At 68.9% G+C, this 16479-nt stretch carries 13 protein-coding genes; 7 read left to right on the top strand and 6 right to left on the bottom strand.

Going from position 1 to position 16479, the window contains the following annotated elements:
• The first annotated feature begins 17 nt into the window (after positions 1–17).
• The 6 genes from cysK to ACIGHN_RS04220 all read left to right on the top strand — a co-directional run bounded on the left by cysK (position 18) and on the right by ACIGHN_RS04220 (position 6891).
• Positions 18–935 carry a cysteine synthase A gene (gene cysK, locus ACIGHN_RS04245; RefSeq protein ID WP_056417040.1) on the top strand — a complete coding sequence of 306 codons (918 nt, stop codon included), beginning with the start codon at positions 18–20 and terminating at the stop codon, positions 933–935.
• Between the two features lie 302 nt (positions 936–1237).
• Positions 1238–2002: an endonuclease/exonuclease/phosphatase family protein gene (locus tag ACIGHN_RS04240; protein ID WP_056163840.1), complete on the top strand. Its 765-nt coding sequence runs from the start codon at positions 1238–1240 to the stop codon at positions 2000–2002.
• Positions 1999–3321 (top strand): cardiolipin synthase ClsB, encoded by a 1323-nt coding sequence (gene clsB / locus ACIGHN_RS04235; RefSeq protein ID WP_396503400.1) that lies wholly within the window; start codon positions 1999–2001, stop codon positions 3319–3321. Before ACIGHN_RS04240 ends, clsB begins: the two co-directional genes overlap by 4 nt.
• A 43-nt stretch (positions 3322–3364) precedes the next feature.
• On the top strand, positions 3365–4423 hold the full coding sequence (locus ACIGHN_RS04230) for a lysylphosphatidylglycerol synthase domain-containing protein (RefSeq protein WP_396503399.1): 1059 nt from the start codon (positions 3365–3367) through the stop codon (positions 4421–4423).
• Positions 4424–4605: 182 nt separating this feature from the next.
• Positions 4606–6324: an NAD(P)/FAD-dependent oxidoreductase gene (locus ACIGHN_RS04225; protein WP_396503398.1), complete on the top strand. Its 1719-nt coding sequence runs from the start codon at positions 4606–4608 to the stop codon at positions 6322–6324.
• Positions 6325–6339: 15 nt separating this feature from the next.
• Positions 6340–6891, top strand: coding sequence for a VUT family protein (locus ACIGHN_RS04220; RefSeq protein WP_056417028.1), 552 nt, complete (start codon positions 6340–6342; stop codon positions 6889–6891).
• Positions 6892–7890: 999 nt separating this feature from the next.
• Here ACIGHN_RS04220 and ACIGHN_RS04215 read toward each other — a convergent pair.
• Positions 7891–9234 (bottom strand): amidohydrolase, encoded by a 1344-nt coding sequence (locus ACIGHN_RS04215; RefSeq protein ID WP_396503397.1) that lies wholly within the window; start codon positions 9232–9234, stop codon positions 7891–7893.
• Positions 9235–9361: 127 nt separating this feature from the next.
• Between ACIGHN_RS04215 and ACIGHN_RS04210 the strand changes: the two genes are divergently transcribed.
• Entirely contained in the window at positions 9362–10468 is a 1107-nt protein-coding gene (locus ACIGHN_RS04210) for a GlxA family transcriptional regulator (protein WP_396503396.1), read from the top strand.
• Between the two features lie 12 nt (positions 10469–10480).
• On the opposite strand, the gene ACIGHN_RS04205 is transcribed toward ACIGHN_RS04210, so the two are convergent.
• The 5 genes from ACIGHN_RS04205 to ACIGHN_RS04185 all read right to left on the bottom strand — a co-directional run bounded on the left by ACIGHN_RS04205 (position 10481) and on the right by ACIGHN_RS04185 (position 16429).
• On the bottom strand, positions 10481–12052 hold the full coding sequence (locus ACIGHN_RS04205; protein ID WP_396503395.1) for a methyl-accepting chemotaxis protein: 1572 nt from the start codon (positions 12050–12052) through the stop codon (positions 10481–10483).
• A gap of 305 nt (positions 12053–12357) precedes the next feature.
• The gene (gene htpX / locus ACIGHN_RS04200; protein ID WP_056163883.1) at positions 12358–13233 is read right to left on the bottom strand and encodes a protease HtpX; all 876 of its coding nucleotides are present in this window, start codon (positions 13231–13233) and stop codon (positions 12358–12360) included.
• Positions 13234–13433: 200 nt separating this feature from the next.
• Positions 13434–14243 carry a DUF3025 domain-containing protein gene (locus ACIGHN_RS04195; RefSeq protein WP_235507266.1) on the bottom strand — a complete coding sequence of 270 codons (810 nt, stop codon included), beginning with the start codon at positions 14241–14243 and terminating at the stop codon, positions 13434–13436.
• Complete coding sequence (pyrC, locus tag ACIGHN_RS04190) at positions 14228–15289, bottom strand: dihydroorotase (RefSeq protein ID WP_396503394.1); 1062 nt, start codon at positions 15287–15289, stop codon at positions 14228–14230. Before pyrC ends, ACIGHN_RS04195 begins: the two co-directional genes overlap by 16 nt.
• A 129-nt stretch (positions 15290–15418) precedes the next feature.
• Positions 15419–16429: a Bug family tripartite tricarboxylate transporter substrate binding protein gene (locus ACIGHN_RS04185; protein ID WP_396503393.1), complete on the bottom strand. Its 1011-nt coding sequence runs from the start codon at positions 16427–16429 to the stop codon at positions 15419–15421.
• Positions 16430–16479 lie beyond the last annotated feature (50 nt).

Genomic DNA, 16479 nt, shown 5'->3' with positions numbered 1-16479 from the left:
CCTTCACAGGAGACGCCATGAAAGCTGACAACATTCTGCAAACCATCGGCAACACGCCGCACGTGCGCATCAACCGCATTTTTGGCCCGGCGGCCAATGTGTGGGTGAAGTCCGAGCGCAGCAACCCCGGTGGCTCCATCAAGGACCGCATTGCGCTGTCGATGGTGGAAGACGCCGAGAAGTCGGGCGCGCTCCAGCCCGGTGGCACCATCATCGAGCCCACCTCGGGCAACACCGGCATCGGCCTGGCTCTGGTGGCGGCCGTCAAGGGCTACAAGCTCATCCTCGTGATGCCCGACAGCATGAGCATCGAGCGGCGCCGCCTGATGCTGGCCTACGGCGCGCAGTTCGACCTGACGCCGCGCGAAAAGGGCATGAAGGGCGCGATCGCCCGCGCGCAGGAGCTGCAGGCCCAGACGCCCGGGTCGTGGATTCCGCAGCAGTTCGAGAACCCCGCCAACATCGATGTGCATGTGCGCACCACCGCGCAGGAGATCCTGGCGGACTTCCCGGACGGCGTGGACGTGCTGATCACGGGCGTGGGCACGGGCGGGCACATCACGGGCGTGGCGCGGGTGCTGAAAGCCAAATTCCCGAACCTCAAGGTGTTCGCGGTCGAGCCCACGGCGTCGCCCGTGATCTCGGGCGGCGCGCCGGCCCCCCACCCCATCCAGGGTATCGGCGCGGGCTTTGTGCCCAAGAACCTGGACACCAGCGTGCTCGATGGCGTGATCCAGGTCGATGCCGAACCGGCGCGTGAATACGCCCGCCGCAGCGCGCGCGAAGAGGGGCTGCTGGTCGGCATCTCCTCGGGCGCCACGCTCGCCGCCATTGCGCAGAAACTCCCTGAGCTGCCTGCGGGCGCCAAGGTGCTGGGCTTCAACTACGACACGGGCGAGCGCTACCTGTCCGTGGAAGGCTTCCTGCCCGCGTAAAGCCCCCCTGAGGCGCTGCGCGCCATCTCCTCCCGGGGGGGACGCCACCCGTGGACTGCAAGAACCAGATCCACGGTGGCGCCGGCCGAGGGCGCGCGAGTTTGAGGCCGAGGTCGGGTTGCTGATCGACCCCTGCTGCGCATTGCGCCGCCGTACTGCACGCCTTTTTCGGCCACGGCAGCACATGCCAACGGCCAGACGTCCTACAGAGGCCACGCACCACGGCCACAACAATCGTTTCACCCTTCGGACCGCCCTGCATGGCGCTTTCGCTGCAGGGATTCCACAACGATTGTTTGCCCATGGCCACCACCCCATCCCAGCCCATTGCGTTCAAGGTTCTGACCGTGAACGTGCACAAGGGCTTCACCACATTCAACCGGCGTTTCATGCTGCATGAGCTGCGCGAAGCAGTGCGGGAGGTGGAGGCAGACCTGGTGTTTCTGCAAGAGGTGCAGGGCACGCACCACAAGCATGCCAGCCGGCTCGCCAACTTTCCGCAGGTGCCGCACTACGAGTTTCTGGCGGACACCATCTGGTCGCAATACGCCTACGGACGCAACGCGGTGTATGACAACGGCGACCACGGCAACGCGCTGTTGTCCAAGTTCCCCATCACCCGCTATGACAACCACGATATCTCGATTGCCGGGCCCGAGCGCCGCGGCATGCTGCACTGTGTGCTGCAGCCGCCGGGCCACCACCTGCCGGTGCACGCGGTCTGCGTGCACCTGGGCCTGCAGGAGTCGCACCGCCAGCGGCAGTTGAAGCTGGTGTGCGACCTGGTGAACACGTTTCCGAAGGACGAACCCGTGGTGCTGGCGGGCGACTTCAACGATTGGCGCCACCGCGCCCATTCCATCCTGCACCGCGGCGCAGGGCTGGAGGAGGTCTTCGTACAGGCCTTCGGCCGCGCGGTGCGCACCTTCCCTGCGTCGATGCCGTTGCTGGCGCTGGACCGCATCTACGTGCGCAACGCGTCGGTGCACTCGCCGCTGACCCTGCCCAAGAAGCCGTGGGACAAGCTGTCGGACCACGCCCCACTGGCCGCGGAGATCTACCTATGAACCTGCGACGCCCCAACTTCAGGCCACCGCGCTCTTCGCGCTGGGTGCCCGGCAACCATTTCGAGCTGCTGGAAAACGGCGAGGAGTTCTTCCCCCGCGTTTTCGAGGCCATCCGTGCAGCGCAGCGCGAGGTAGTGCTGGAGACCTTCATCCTGTTCGAGGACAAGATCGGCAAGCAGCTGCACGAAGCCCTGCTCGCCGCGGCCGACCGCGGGGTGGAAGTGCATGTGCTGGTGGACGGCTTCGGCTCGCCCGACCTGTCCGACGAGTTCGTGGGCAGCCTGGTCGGGGCGGGTGTGCGTTTTCGCATCTTCGACCCGGGCCGCCGCTTCATGGGGCAGCGGCTCAACGTGCTGCGCCGCATGCACCGCAAGATCGTGGTGGTGGATGGCGAGCTGGGATTCATCGGCGGCATCAACTACTCGGCCGACCATGTGGCGGACTTCGGGCCCGAGGCCAAGCAGGACTACTCGGTGGCGATGCGCGGCCCCATCGTGGCGCAGATGCACCGCTTTGCACGCGAGGCGGTGCTGGGTCGCGGCGGCCGCAGGCCGCAACAGCCGGATCGCAAGGCACAGCAAAAGGAGCCGGCCACGGCAGGCAGCGCCGACGCGATCTTCGTCACGCGCGACAACCACCATCACACCAACGACATCGAGCGCCACTACCGGGTGGCTCTGCGCTCGGCGCGTGACCGCGTGGTGATCGCCAATGCGTATTTCTTTCCGGGCTACCGCTTCATCCGCGAGATGCGGCGCGCCGCCAAGCGCGGTGTGGACGTGCGGCTGATCCTGCAGGGCCAGCCCGACATGGCCATCGTGCGCACCGCCGCCAGCATGCTGTACGACCACCTGCTGCGCGCCGGCGTGCGCATCTACGAGTATTGCGACCGCCCGCTGCACGGCAAGGTGGCGCTGGTGGACGACGAGTGGTCCACCGTGGGTTCGAGCAACCTCGACCCGCTGAGCCTGTCGCTGAACCTCGAAGCCAACGTCATCATCCGCGACCGCGCCTTCAACGACCACCTGTATGGCCGGCTGTCGCACCTGATGGAGAACAGCTGCAAGCAGATCAAGCCCCAGCCGTCCGGGCGCTTCGATGGCCTGCGGCTGATGCGCAGCTACCTGGTGTTCCACCTGATGCGCTGGTTCCCCACGTGGGCGGGCTGGCTGCCCCGGCACCAGCCCACCATCACCATGGTGCGCGCCGAGGCGGAAGCAGCAGCAGCGACGGCTGCCGCCGCATCCACCCAGGCGGACGGCGCCACCCACGGCGCTGCGGCCCAGGCGACTGCGCCGAACGCCGGTGTCGCCGCTTGATGCACCCCCGCACCGTGCGCCGCTCATAACCACACCGCCCGCCATGGCTGCCAGCACTCCCCACCCCCTTGCATTGGAGCCCGGCAGCGACAGCGATGACCTGCATGCCGCGCCCACCCCGGGCTGGCGCGGCATCACGCAGCGCCCCTGGTGGCCCTGGCTCACCCGCGGCCTGGCGCTGGCGTTCTTCGCGGTGGTGGCTTGGCTCATCGTGCGGCAGGCACGCACCGTGGACTGGCCCGCCGTGGGGCAGGCACTGCAGGCCTTGCCGGTCAGCGTGCTGGCCATCGCCGGCGCGCTGGCGCTGGCCAGCCACTGCACCTACGGCACCTTCGACCTGATCGGCCGCCACTGCACCGGCCACCGCCTCTCCCGCCCCGCCACGCTGGGCATTGCGATGACCAGCTACCCCTTCACCCTGAACCTGGGTTCGCTCATCGGTGGCGTGGGGGTGCGCTACCGGCTGTACGAGCGGCGTGGCGTGGACAACGGCACCATCGGCCAGGTCGTGGGCACCAGCATCGTCACGAACTGGGTGGGCTACCTGCTGCTGGCCGCCGTGCTGCCCTGGCTGTGGCAACCGCCGGCCCTGGCGGGCTGGGCCGCCGAACCCTGGCAATGGCGGGCCGGCGGCGCCCTGATCGGCTGCCTGCCCATGGCCTACGTGGCGCTGTGCGCGCTGCGCGCGGGCCGGGCGCTCAGGTTGCGCGGCCTGGAGTTTCCGTTGCCGCACTGGCCCGTGGCGCTGTGGCAGGTGGCCGTATCGGCCGCCAACTGGATGCTGATGGGCGCGGCGCTGTGGACGGTGCTGCAGGGCCAGGTGAGCTACCCCGCCGCCCTGGCCACCGTGCAACTGGGCGCTGTGGCCGGGCTCATCCTGCGTGTGCCCGCTGGGCTGGGCGTGCTCGAAGCGGTGGGCGTGGCTTTGCTGGCCAGCGGCATGGCGGGCGCGCTGGGGCAGGACAAGGTGTTGGCCGCGCTGCTGGCCTACCGCGCGCTGTATTACTTCCTGCCGCTGGTGCTGGCGGCCATCGCGTTCGGCGTGGCGGAACTGCGCTGGCGCCGGGGTGGCGACGCCGCCACCGCGCAAAGTATGAAGTAAAAAACGCCTCTGCCGCGCATCCAGCAAGCGGTAGAAGCTATTCTTTTGATAGCAATCTCAGCCAGCGGCCCCGGGTGGCGCCTGCGATGGCAACACCCGCCAGCACGCTGGCGCACGCTCCCCGGTAAAATCACGGCCCCACGACTTTGCACCCCGCCCGATCGACACGGGCCCGCAAGACCATGATCCGCCTCTCTGAAATCCGGCTGCCCTTCACGGCCGCCGAAGACCCCGACGCCCTGCTGCGCTCCGCCGCGGCCAAGCTCTTGGGCCTGGCACCGGCCGACATCACCGACCTGCACGTCTTCAAGCGCAGCTTCGACGCGCGCAAGGTGGACCTGCTGGCGGTGTACATCATCGACATCACCCTGGCCCAGCCGGAGCATGAAGCCGCGCTGCTGGCGCAGTTCGACAGCCACCCGCACATCCAGCCCACGCCCGACATGGCCTGGCACCCCGTGGGCCAGGCCCCTGCCGACCTGCCCCTGCGCCCCGTGGTGGTGGGCTTTGGCCCCTGCGGCATCTTTGCGGCGCTGGTGCTGGCGCAGATGGGGTTCAAGCCCATCGTGCTGGAGCGTGGCAAGCCCGTGCGCGAGCGCACCAAGGACACCTGGGGCCTGTGGCGCAAGCGCGAGCTGCATGCCGAGAGCAACGTGCAGTTCGGCGAGGGCGGCGCGGGCACCTTCAGCGACGGCAAGCTCTACAGCCAGATCAAGGACCCGCGCCACCTGGGCCGCAAGGTCATGAACGAGTTCGTCAAGGCCGGCGCCCCGGAAGAAATCTTGTACGTGGCCCACCCGCACATCGGCACCTTCAAGCTGGTGAAGGTGGTGGAGAACCTGCGCGAGCAGATCATCGCGCTGGGCGGCGAGATCCGCTTCGAGCAGCGCGTGACGGACGTGGTCGTCGAAGGCACGGGCGACGCCCGCCACCTGCGCGGCCTGAAGGTGCTGAACCAGGCCACGGGCGAGACCACCGACCTGCGCGCCGACCATGTGGTGATGGCCCTGGGCCACAGCTCGCGCGACACCTTTGCCATGCTGTACGACCGCGGCGTCGCCATGGAGGCCAAGCCGTTTTCCATCGGCTTTCGCATCGAGCACCCGCAGGGCATCATCGACCGCGCCCGCTGGGGCCGCCACGCCGGCCACCCGCTGTTGGGCGCGGCCGACTACAAGCTGGTGCACCATGCGCAGAACGGCCGCGCGGTGTACAGCTTCTGCATGTGCCCGGGCGGCACCGTGGTGGCCGCCACCAGCGAGCCCAACCGCGTGGTCACCAACGGCATGAGCCAGTACTCCCGCAACGAGCGCAACGCCAACGCGGGCATGGTGGTGGGGATCGACCCGAGCGACTACCCCACCGATGCCGCCGCCTTCGACGCCCACCTGGGCCACACCCACGGCATCGAAGCGCTGCCGCAGGGCCAGTTCCACCCGCTGGCGGGCATCGTGCTGCAGCGCCAGCTGGAGTCCAACGCCTTCGTGCTGGGCGGGCGCGACTACAGCGCGCCGGGGCAGCTGGTGGGCGACTTCATCAAAGGCACGCCGTCCAAACATCTGGGCGATGTGGAGCCCTCGTACAAGCCCGGCGTGGCCCTGGGCGACCTGCACGCCGCCCTGCCCGGCTACGCCATCGCCGCACTGCGCGAGGCGCTGCCCGTGTTCGGCCGCAAGATCAAGGGCTTTGACATGCACGATGCGGTGCTGACCGGCGTGGAGACACGCACGTCGTCGCCGCTCAAGATCGGGCGGGGCGAGAACCTGCAGAGCCTGAACACCGCCGGCCTGTACCCGGCGGGCGAAGGCGCGAGCTATGCGGGCGGCATCCTGTCGGCAGGGGTGGACGGGATCAAGGTGGGCGAGGCGGTTGCGCGCGCCCTGCTGGGCACCACGGCCTGACGTAGTGGTGGTGGCATGCCGGCTGCGCTGACGCACCCGACCCGCGCGCAGTTCGCTGCCGCGGCCCTGGCCATGGCCGCCGTGGTGCTGGCCTCCAACATCCTGGTGCAGTTTCCGATCAACGACTGGCTCACCTGGGGTGCCATCACCTATCCGGTGGCCTTCCTGGTGAGTGAACTGGTCAACCGCGCCCACGGCCCGCAGCAGGCACGCCGCGTGGCCTGGGTGGGCTTTGCGGTGGCGGTGGCCGCGTCGCTGGTACTGGCCCCTGCGCGCATTGCCATCGCGTCCGGCACGGCGTTTTTGCTGTCGCAATGGCTGGACATCGCCGTGTTCGACCGGCTGCGCCACGGCACCTGGTGGCGCGCGCCGTTGGTGGCCACGCTGTTGGCCGCGGTGCTGGACACGGCGGTGTTCTGGAGCATCGCCTTTGCTGGCAGCAACGATCCGTGGGTGACGTGGGCGCTGGGGGATCTGGGGGTGAAGCTGGTGTTGGGTGTGGCGCTGCTGCTGCCGTTTCGGCTGCTGGTGGGTCGGAGCGCTGCGCTCTACACACGGTCGGGTTGAGGTTGTCGAAACCTGTGCGCTTGACCTGCGTCCGTTCGGGTTGAGCTTGTCGAAACCGGGGTGCTGCTCGCAGGCTCGCTGATTCGTACCGCGTGCCTGGTTCAAGGGCGGAGGCCGGGAGTCGCCCGGCGTGCGAGTAACTTTCTTTCGCGTCGCCGAAAGAAAGTCACCAAAGAAAGGGCGACCCTACAGCCTGCGTCCCCACTCGCCCTGCGGGCGAGTGGGGCAACCTGCGGTGCTCGGTCGTGGGGTGCGCTGCGGAACTCGCTGCGCGCTGCCGCGCTACGCTCAAACATCCGCAGCGAGTCAGTTCACGATGCGTGTGTCCTTCGGCACACGCTCCCCCCCGCCCTGCGCTCCTCGGCGCATCCTGAAGGGATGTGGGAGAGAACATCCACACGGGCCATCGCTGCGCTCGGTCTGGCGGTCGCGGCGCGAAGCGCCTGCGCGTTCGGGGCCGAGCAACGCGATGGCCCGTGTGGCTGTTCGGCTGTCCACCCCCTGTGGCTGCGCCTGCGTCGGGGCGGTTGCGGGGTGAGCATGCGCGTCGGAGCGCGCATGCCTCGTCATCTAGCTCGCCGTGGATGTCTAAACGGAGCGCCAACGGCGCGCAGTGAGTTCCACGGCGCACCCCGCAACCGCCCCGACGCAGGTTTGCCCCGTAGCGCAGCGAAGGGGTCGCAGACTGGGGGTCGCCTTCTCTTTGGTGACTTTCTCTTGGCGAACCAAGAGAAAGTTACCGCGCCGCCGGGCGCGCACCCCGGCTCCCGCACTCAACACGGGCATGCTGCCGAATCAGCGAGCCCGCGAGCAGCACCCAGGTTTCGACAAGCTCAACCCGAACGGATAGCGGGCAGATCACCGGCACAGGCCCAGGCTTCGACAAACTCAACCCGAACGGGCGAGGCTGCAACAGCTCAGGTTCCGACAAGCCCAATCCGCGCAACCTGAAGAGCCCGAACCCCAGTCGCCACCACAACCAGCGCCGAGCCCCACGCCCTACTTGCGCTGCAAGAAATCCACCGCCAGCGCCGCCAGCGTGCGCGCCCCCACCGGCAACTGGTCTTCATCGATGTCGAACAACGGCGAGTGATTCGACGGTGCCTTGTTGAAGTCCGCCCCCTTGGGCGGCGCGCCCAGGAAATAGAAGAAGCCGGGCGCCACCTTCTGGAACTCCGAAAAATCTTCCGATCCGCTCACCTTGGGGATGATCATCGCCTTGCCCCCCGACGCCAGCTTGAGCGCGGGCAGCGATGCGGCAGTCAGCTCGGCCGGGTTGGTGGTCACCGGGTAGGCCACGGGGCCGAAGCGCACCTTGGCCTTGGCGCCGCTCGATGCTGCGATCTGCTCGGCCGTGGTGGTGATGCGCTTCAAGGCCTCCTGGCGCATGCCTTCGTCGAAGGTGCGCAGGGTGCCCAGCAGCTCCACGTTGTCCGGAATGATGTTGTAGCGCGTGCCGCCGTGGATGGAGCCGATGGTGACCACCGCGGGCTCCTGGCTGATGTTGAGCTGGCGGCTCACCACCGTCTGCAGGCCCAGCACGACCTGGCTGGCGGCCACCACCGGGTCGACCGCGTTCCAGGGCGACGAGCCGTGGCCGCCGCGGCCTTCCACCTGGATGCTGATGTTGTCCGAGCCGGCCATCAGCGGGCCGCTGCGGTAGCCCACCACGCCGGACGGCAGGTTGGCCGTGATGTGCAGGCCGTAGATGGCCTGCACGTCCTTCATGGCGCCCTCTTCCACCATGGCCTTGGCGCCGAAGCTGGGCACCTTGCCGTTGGCGTCGGCCTCCACCGGGGCGCCTTCCTCGGCGGGCTGGAAGATGAACTTGATGGTGCCGGGCAACTGGGCCTTCATGCCGGCCAGCGCCTCGGCCGCGCCCATGAGCATGGCCACGTGGGCATCGTGGCCGCAGGCGTGCATCACCGGCACTTCCTTGCCCAGGTAGTTGGCCTTCACTTTCGAGGCGAACGGCAGGCCGGTGTTTTCGGGCACGGGCAATGCGTCCATGTCGGCGCGCAGCGCCACCACCTTGCCCGGCAGGCCGCCGCGCAGAGTGCCCACCACGCCGGTGCCGCCCACGTTGGTCTGCACCTCCATGCCCAGCTTCTTAAGGTGCTCGGCCACGAGCTTGGCAGTGCGCACCTCCTGGCCCGACAGTTCCGGGTGGGCATGGATGTCGCGGCGCCAATTGACCATCTTGGGCGCTACCTTGTTCACGGCGGTGTCGATGGCCTGCAAGCCGGCGGCATCGAGCGCTTGAGCGTGGGCCGAAGATACGACGGCCAGCCCGCTGGCAGCGAGGCCGGCGGCAAGGGCGATGGCAGAAAGGGTTTTGTGCATGGAGCAGGTCCGTAAGGGTGGGTGGCGGCTTGCAAAGCCGTGATGGAACAAAAAAGCACGTCCATGCTAAAAGCTGCACCCCACTGCATGACAAGCGAAAATAGCCATCCAAAGAGCCAATATCGCCATGCAGCCTCCACGTTTCCCCCCGCCCGCCGGCACGACGGGTCGCACCGAGCCTGCGGTGTATCGCATCGACATCCCTTTGCTGCCCGAGTCCGCGGCAGGCAATGCGCTGCAGCTCATCGACCTGCTGCGCAGCGCGAATCTGCTGGCCGGCTTGCGCCTGGGCGCGCAGGCACCACGCCTGGCCTGGCGGCTGCTGGACGCCGAGGGCCTGCCCCTGCCGCAGTTGCCGGGGCCGCTGGCGGCCTATGGCGCCAACCCCACCCAGTCAGACGACCCGGAGGCCAACCGTGCGCCCGCCCAGGCGCTGTTCATCCCGTCGTTCCACGCGCCGGACATTCCGGCCATCCGCGCAGTGGCGGGCCGCTACGGCGCGCTGTCGCGGCAGCTGGGCATTGCGGTCGATGCGGGTTGCAAGCTGGTCACCGTCGGCAACGGCGCCTGGCTGGCCGCGCACAGCGGGCGGCTCAACGGGTGCCAGGCGAGCCTGCCGTGGTTCTACATCGCGGGGTTCGAGCGGGACTTTCCGGGCATCGGCCTCAGCCTGGGCCAGGATGTCTCGGACGACGGGCCCTGGCTCAGCGGCGCGCTGCCGCACAGCGTGAATCTGCTGGCCATCGCCCTGGTACGCCACGCGATGGGCCCGGAACTGGCCGCCGCCTGCGAGTCCGTGATGGCGCCCGACCACCAGCGCGCCCGCGCCGCGCTGCAGGCCAACGCGCAGCAGCACATCCCGGCCACGCGCGACAGCACCCTGGCGCGCGCCATCGCCTTCATGGAGGCGCACCTGGACCAGCCCTACGCCCTGGCCCGGCTGGCCGAGGCTGCGTCGGTGAGCACGCGCACGCTGCTGCGGCACTTCCAGCAGGAGCTGTCGCAGTCGCCGCTGGACTACCTGCACGGCCTGCGCTGCGCGCGCGCCCGGGTGATGCTGGAGGTGACGCTGGAGAGCGTGCCCAGCATCGCCGTGGCCTGCGGCTATGCGGACCCCGCGGCCTTTCGGCGCATCTTTGCGCGCTACACCGGCATGGCGCCGGCCGAGTACCGCAAGCGGCATGCCCTGCGCGCGCCGCGCCGGCGCTGGCGGGTGGAGGTGGCGGCGCGCTGAGATCGGAAGGGTCTAACGCAGCAGCGCGTTGCCGGCGGGCAGGCGGAACGCCTCCACCAGCTCGGCCAGTTGCTGCGCCTGCACCCGCAGGCCTTGGGCGGCGGCCGACGATTCCTCGACCAGCGCGGCATTCTGCTGCGTCATCTGGTCGAGCTGCGACACGGCCTCGCCCACCTGGCTCAGGCCCGTGGTCTGCTCGCGCGCGGCGGTGCTGATCTCGCCGATGATGGTGGCCACCTGGCCCACAGAGTCGACGATCTCGCCCATGGTGCTGCCGGCCGCGTGCACGAGCTTGGAGCCTTCGTCCACCTGGCGCACGCTGTCGCTGATCAGGCCGCCGATCTCCTTGGCCGCCGTAGCCGAGCGCTGGGCCAGGTTGCGCACCTCGCCCGCCACCACCGCAAAGCCGCGGCCCTGCTCGCCCGCGCGGGCGGCCTCCACCGCGGCGTTGAGCGCGAGGATATTGGTCTGGAACGCGATGCCGTCGATCACGCTGGTGATGTCGGCAATGCGGCGCGACGACAGGGCAATGCCGTCCATGGTGCCGACCACGCGGTCCACCGCCTCGCGGCCGCGGCGCGCCACATCGCTCGCGCCCGTGGCCAGGCTGCTGGCCTGCGCGGCGGCGTCGGCGCTGTGGCGCACGGTGGCCAGCAGTTCTTCCATGCTGGCGGCGATTTCTTCCAGGTTGGAGGCCGTGTGCTCGGTGCGGGCCGACAGGTCGCTGTTGCCCGCGGCGATCTCGCTGCTGGCGCCCGCCACCGAGGTGCTGGCCTGGCGCATGCCCACCACCAGCCCGGCCAGCCGTGCCTGCATGCCGCCCAGGCGTGTCAGCAGGGCTTGCAGTTCGTCGCGGTTGCCGGCAGTGGGCGTGGGCACGGCGGTCGTCAGGTCGCCTTCGGCGATGCGGTCGGTCACTTCGGACGCTTGTGACAGGGGCTGCAGGATGGAGCGCGAGAGCAGCCAGGCGCAGGCCAGGCTCAGCAGCAGCCCCACGGCAGAGCCTGCCGCCAGCAGCGCGATGCCCTGGCTTTCGCTGCGGCCAGCGGCTTCGCGGGCTTCCACCACGCGCTGGCGCTGGTACTCGGCCAGCTTGTTCACCGACGCCGCGTACGCATCGGCCGCAGGGCGCAGGCGCGTGGCGATGGCGTCGGGCGGCAGGGCCTCGCCGTCCTTGCGGCGCTTGACCAGATCGTCGCGCACCGTGCGAAAGCCGTTACCGGCCTTGTCGATGGCATCGAACAGGGCCTGTGATTCGGGGTCGGCCGCGAGTTCGTCCAGCCGCTTGCGCACCTCGGCCGAGCGGGCCGAGGTGACCTTGCGGTCCGCATCGATGCGGGCCGCGTAGGCCGCGTTGTCGATCTCCAGCAGGGTCTCGGCGCGCACCGAGCTCAGCACCACGATGGCGTGCAGTTCGCGCGCCAGCAAGGCGCGCTCCGACGAGGCGCCCCCCAGGTCATCCGCAATGTCCTGCAGCCCCGCCAACCGCCAGATGCCGACAGCGGCGGACAGCGACATGACAAGGCACACAACGCCGAAGGCCAGGGCCAGGCGCACCGCAACACGTGCGTGGGAGATGGACATACAACAGGGTTCCGTAAGAAGATTTTCGGGGCACGGCGTGCACGACAAGCCACACTGCCCGGCCCCGTGGCGAGTTTATCGACAGAAAGTTACAAACACTTGAGAGCTGAGGCCACCTCCCCACGCCTGGGCCCAGAGGCAGGAGCCGCTCGACACGCCTGCCACCGCACTCGCCGCGGCTCGGCCTTCCCCCGCGAGCGCCGGGCCCCGCCGAGGCGCCCATGAAAAAACCGCCGCAGGGCGAAACCCTGCGGCGGTCGATGGTGTGGGGCACGGCGGGCGTTGACAGCCCCGTGCAATCCGCCTTACTGCTGCGCGTTCTGCAGCGCGGCGATGCGCTCTTCGATGGGCGGGTGGGTGGAAAACAGCTTGCCGATGCCGCCGGCAATGCCGAAGGCGGCGACGCTCTTGGGCAGCTCGCCGGGGTGCATGCCGCCCAGGCGGGCCAGGGCGTTGATCATCGGCTGGCGGCGGCCCATGAGCTGGGCGGCACCCGCGTCGGCGCGGAACTCGCGCTGGCGGCTGAACCAGGCCACGATCATCGCGGCGACGAAGCCCAGCACGATGTCGAGCACGATGGTGGTCACGTAGTAGCCGATGCCGGGGCCCGAGCTGTTCTCGTCGTTCTTGCGCAAAAAGCTGTCGACCGCGTAGCCGATGACCCGCGACAGGAACACCACGAAGGTGTTCATCACGCCCTGGATCAACGTCATGGTGACCATGTCGCCGTTGGCGATGTGGGCCACCTCATGGCCGATGACGGCCTCGACCTCGTCGCGCGTCATGCCCTGCAGCAGGCCGGTGGACACCGCCACCAGCGCCGAGTTCTTGAAGGCCCCCGTGGCGAAAGCGTTCGGGTCGCCTTCGAAGATGCCGACTTCGGGCATGCCGATCTTGGCCTGGTCGGCGAACTTGCGCACGGTCTCCACGATCCAGCGCTCATCGGGGGAGCCGGTGCCGTCGATCACGCGCACGCCCGAGGTCCACTTGGCCATGGGCTTGCTGATGAGCAGCGAGATGATCGCGCCGCCAAAACCCATGATGAGCGCAAAGCCCAGCAGCGCGCCCAGGTTCAGCCCGTTGGCCGTGAGGTAGCGGTTCACGCCCAGCAGGCTGGCCACCACCCCCAGCACGACAACGACGGCCAGGTTGGTCATCACAAATAACAGGATCCGCTTCATGGAATGGGTTCTCCGTGGGGTCTACTACAACAACAGTGTTCGCTGGTCCAGATGGGGGCCGGGGGCGGTGCTTCAAGCGGCACGCCCAGCGTGGAAAGCCGCCTGCACCCCGCGCCGGCCCGCCCATGGCCGCGATTTCATCGCGCTATGGTAGGTGCAAACCCGCGGCGCGGCGTTGATCACACAAGCGTTGACGGGAATTACGGCCGGGGCCCGGGGCGCGGCGCTGGCCGAAAGACCTGGGCGTCGGCATAAAAGCCGGGTGCCTCGTTGGCCGGCCACCAGCCCGGCACGCCCAGCACCGGCAGCGGCACGAACGGCTTGGCAGCCCAGGTGTGCGGCTGCACGGCCTGCGCCAGCCAGGCGTCGAGCTCGCCCAGACCGTCCCCAGCACCGATCACTCCCGAATTGATAGCTACTGGCGCTGGATAGACGTGCGCCACCATGGGTTTTCGGGGTGCTACCAGCTTCTCCAGCAAGGCATGGCCGAACAGCACCAGCCGGGCCCGGGGCCACAGCGGGCGCAGGTCGATGAACAGGCGCTGCCAGTCCCGCGCGCGAAGGGCATCCCACAGCGCATCGGGCGCCTGCAGCAGCGCGCCGTTTTCATCGAACACCGTGAGCGAATCGCGCAGCGGCCCGCGCACGGCCTGCACGCCATCGGCCGCGATGGCCTGGGCCTGCAGTTCGTTCAGGCGGCGCTTGGCCTGCGGAAAATGCAGCCACACCAGGCCGTTGAAGAAGTCGTGCAGGTTGTCGCGGGTGGGTACGCGGCGGGTGTGCCAGATGTACTGCTCGTAGGCCGTGCCCTCGGGCAACTCGGACTGGGCGGCGAACACCACCGGCGCAGCCCCAGGCACCGCAGCCTGCAGCGCCTGGCCGACCGGGCTGCCGCCCTGCACCTGCTGCGCCACCGGCAGGCCCCGGCCGCGCCACGGCGCCAGCCAGGGAGCGCTCCAGTCGATCGCGCAGGGCAACGTGGAGGTGGGCGGGCTTACACCAGTCGCCACGGCAGCGCTTCACCGGAGCGCAGGGGCTTGAGGTTGGCATCGCCGAAGACGAAGCTCTCGGGCGGCGTCCAGGACTCGCGGCGCAGGGTGATGGTGCCGGTGTTGCGCGGCAGGCTGTAGAAGTCGGGGCCGTGGAAGCTGGCAAAGCCTTCGAGCTTGTCCAGTGCCCCCGCGTTGTCGAACGCCTCGGCGTACATCTCCATCGCGGCGTGCGCGGTGTAGCAGCCGGCGCAGCCGCTGGCGTGCTCCTTGAGGTGTGCGGGGTGCGGCGCGCTGTCGGTGCCCAGGAAGAACTTGGCGGAGCCGCTGGTGGCGGCCTCCACCAGCGCCACGCGGTGCGTCTCGCGCTTGAGCACGGGCAGGCAGTAGTAGTGCGGGCGCACGCCGCCGACGAAGATCGCGTTGCGGTTGTACAGCAGGTGGTGCGCGGTGATGGTGGCGGCCGTGAAGCGGTCGGATGCCTGCACGTAGTCGGCCGCGTCCTTGGTGGTGATGTGCTCGAAGACGATCTTGAGCTCGGGGAAGTCGCGGCGCAGCGGGATGAGCTGCTGGTCGATGAAGACGGCCTCGCGGTCGAACAGGTCGATGTCGCTGCTGGTGACTTCGCCATGCACCAGCAGCAGCATGCCGGCCTTTTGCATGGCCTCCAGCGTCTTGTAGGTCTTGCGGATGTCGGTCACGCCCGCGTCGCTGTTGGTGGTGGCGCCCGCGGGGTAGAGCTTGCAGGCCACCACGCCCGCGTCCTTGGCACGCGCGATCTCGTCGGCGGGCAGGTTGTCGGTGAGGTACAGCGTCATCAGCGGCTCGAACTGCACGCCGGCCGGCACGGCGGCCAGGATGCGCTGCTTGTACTCGAGCGCCTGCTGCGCCGTGGTCACGGGCGGGCGCAGGTTGGGCATGATGATCGCGCGGCCGAACTGCGCGGCCGTGTGCGGCACGACGGTCTGCAGCGGCTCGCCGTCGCGCACATGCAGGTGCCAGTCGTCGGGGCGGGTGATGGTGAGGGTTTGAAGGAGGTGGGAAGGTGCGGCGGTCATGGCCTGCATTGTCCCATTGCGCGCCCCACCCCATTGCACGCTATGCATTTGATAGCTGGTGGCGCTTGTCTACGGTGCGGCAGGCGGTCAAAACCCTTCCAACCGCGTATCCCGCACACCAGCCCTGGCGCCGGCAGGTCACTCCGCCGTGATGCCGACCTTGCGCACCACTTCGCCGAATTTCACCAGGCGCTCGGACATCATCTTCTCGAACTGGGCGGGGGTCATTTCCTCGGGCGCGATCACGCCGCGGTCCTTGAGGTTGGCGACCATGGCAGGCGACGTGGCCACCTGCCGCACGGCCTTGTACAGCGTCTGCACCACGGCGTCGGGCGTGCCGCCGGGCGCGGCCAGGCCGGTCCAGGACGTGAGGTTGAGCTCGGGGTAGCCCACTTCGGCCAGCGTGGGCACGTCGGGCAGCTGCGGCAGGCGCTGGTCTGACGCGACGGCGAGGGCGCGCACCTTGCCCGCCTGGACGTGGGGCAGCATGATGACCAGGTTGTCCAGGATGAACTGCACCTCGTTGGCCAGCACCGCCGTGATCAGCGGCGTGCCGCCGCGGTACGGGATGTGCGTGGTGAAGGCGCCGGTCGCGGCCTTGAACATCTCGACGTTGAGCTGGCCCATGCTGCCCACGCCGCCGCTGCCGTAGTTGAGCTTGCCGGGATTCTTCTTGGCGTAGGCCACGAACTCGGCGAACGTCTTGAACGGCAGGCTGCTGTGCACCACCAGTGCGTTGGGCTGGCGGCCCAGGATGGCGATGTTCTCGAAGTCCTTGACCGGGTCGTAGCCCACCTTGGGCTGGGTCAGCGGGTTGGCCAGGTGGCTGCTTTGCGACGACACGACCAGCGTGTAGCCATCGGGCTTGGCACGCGCCACGTACAGCGCACCCACAGAGCCGCCCGCGCCGGCACGGTTCTCCACCACGATGGGCACGCCCAGCACCTTGGACAGGGGCTCGGAATACTGGCGCGCCATGATGTCCACCGACCCGCCGGGCGGGAACGGCACCACGAGCGTGATCGGGCGCGAAGGGTATTTCTCGTCGGCCTGCACGGCCAGTGGTGCCAGGCCGGCCATGGCCGCCAGGCCCAGCGCCAGGCTGGCGGAAAGAACGCGACGGCGGGGAGTTTGCGAGGCAAAGGACATGGGTCTACTTTCAGGAAACTGGAATGGGGATGGAGCGTCGGCGCAGCGGC

The organism is Acidovorax sp. NPDC077693 (assembly GCF_044542805.1).
GTDB lineage: Bacteria > Pseudomonadota > Gammaproteobacteria > Burkholderiales > Burkholderiaceae_C > Acidovorax.
Note: the sequence above shows the minus strand (reverse complement) of the source record. Positions and strands in the feature narration are given on the sequence as shown.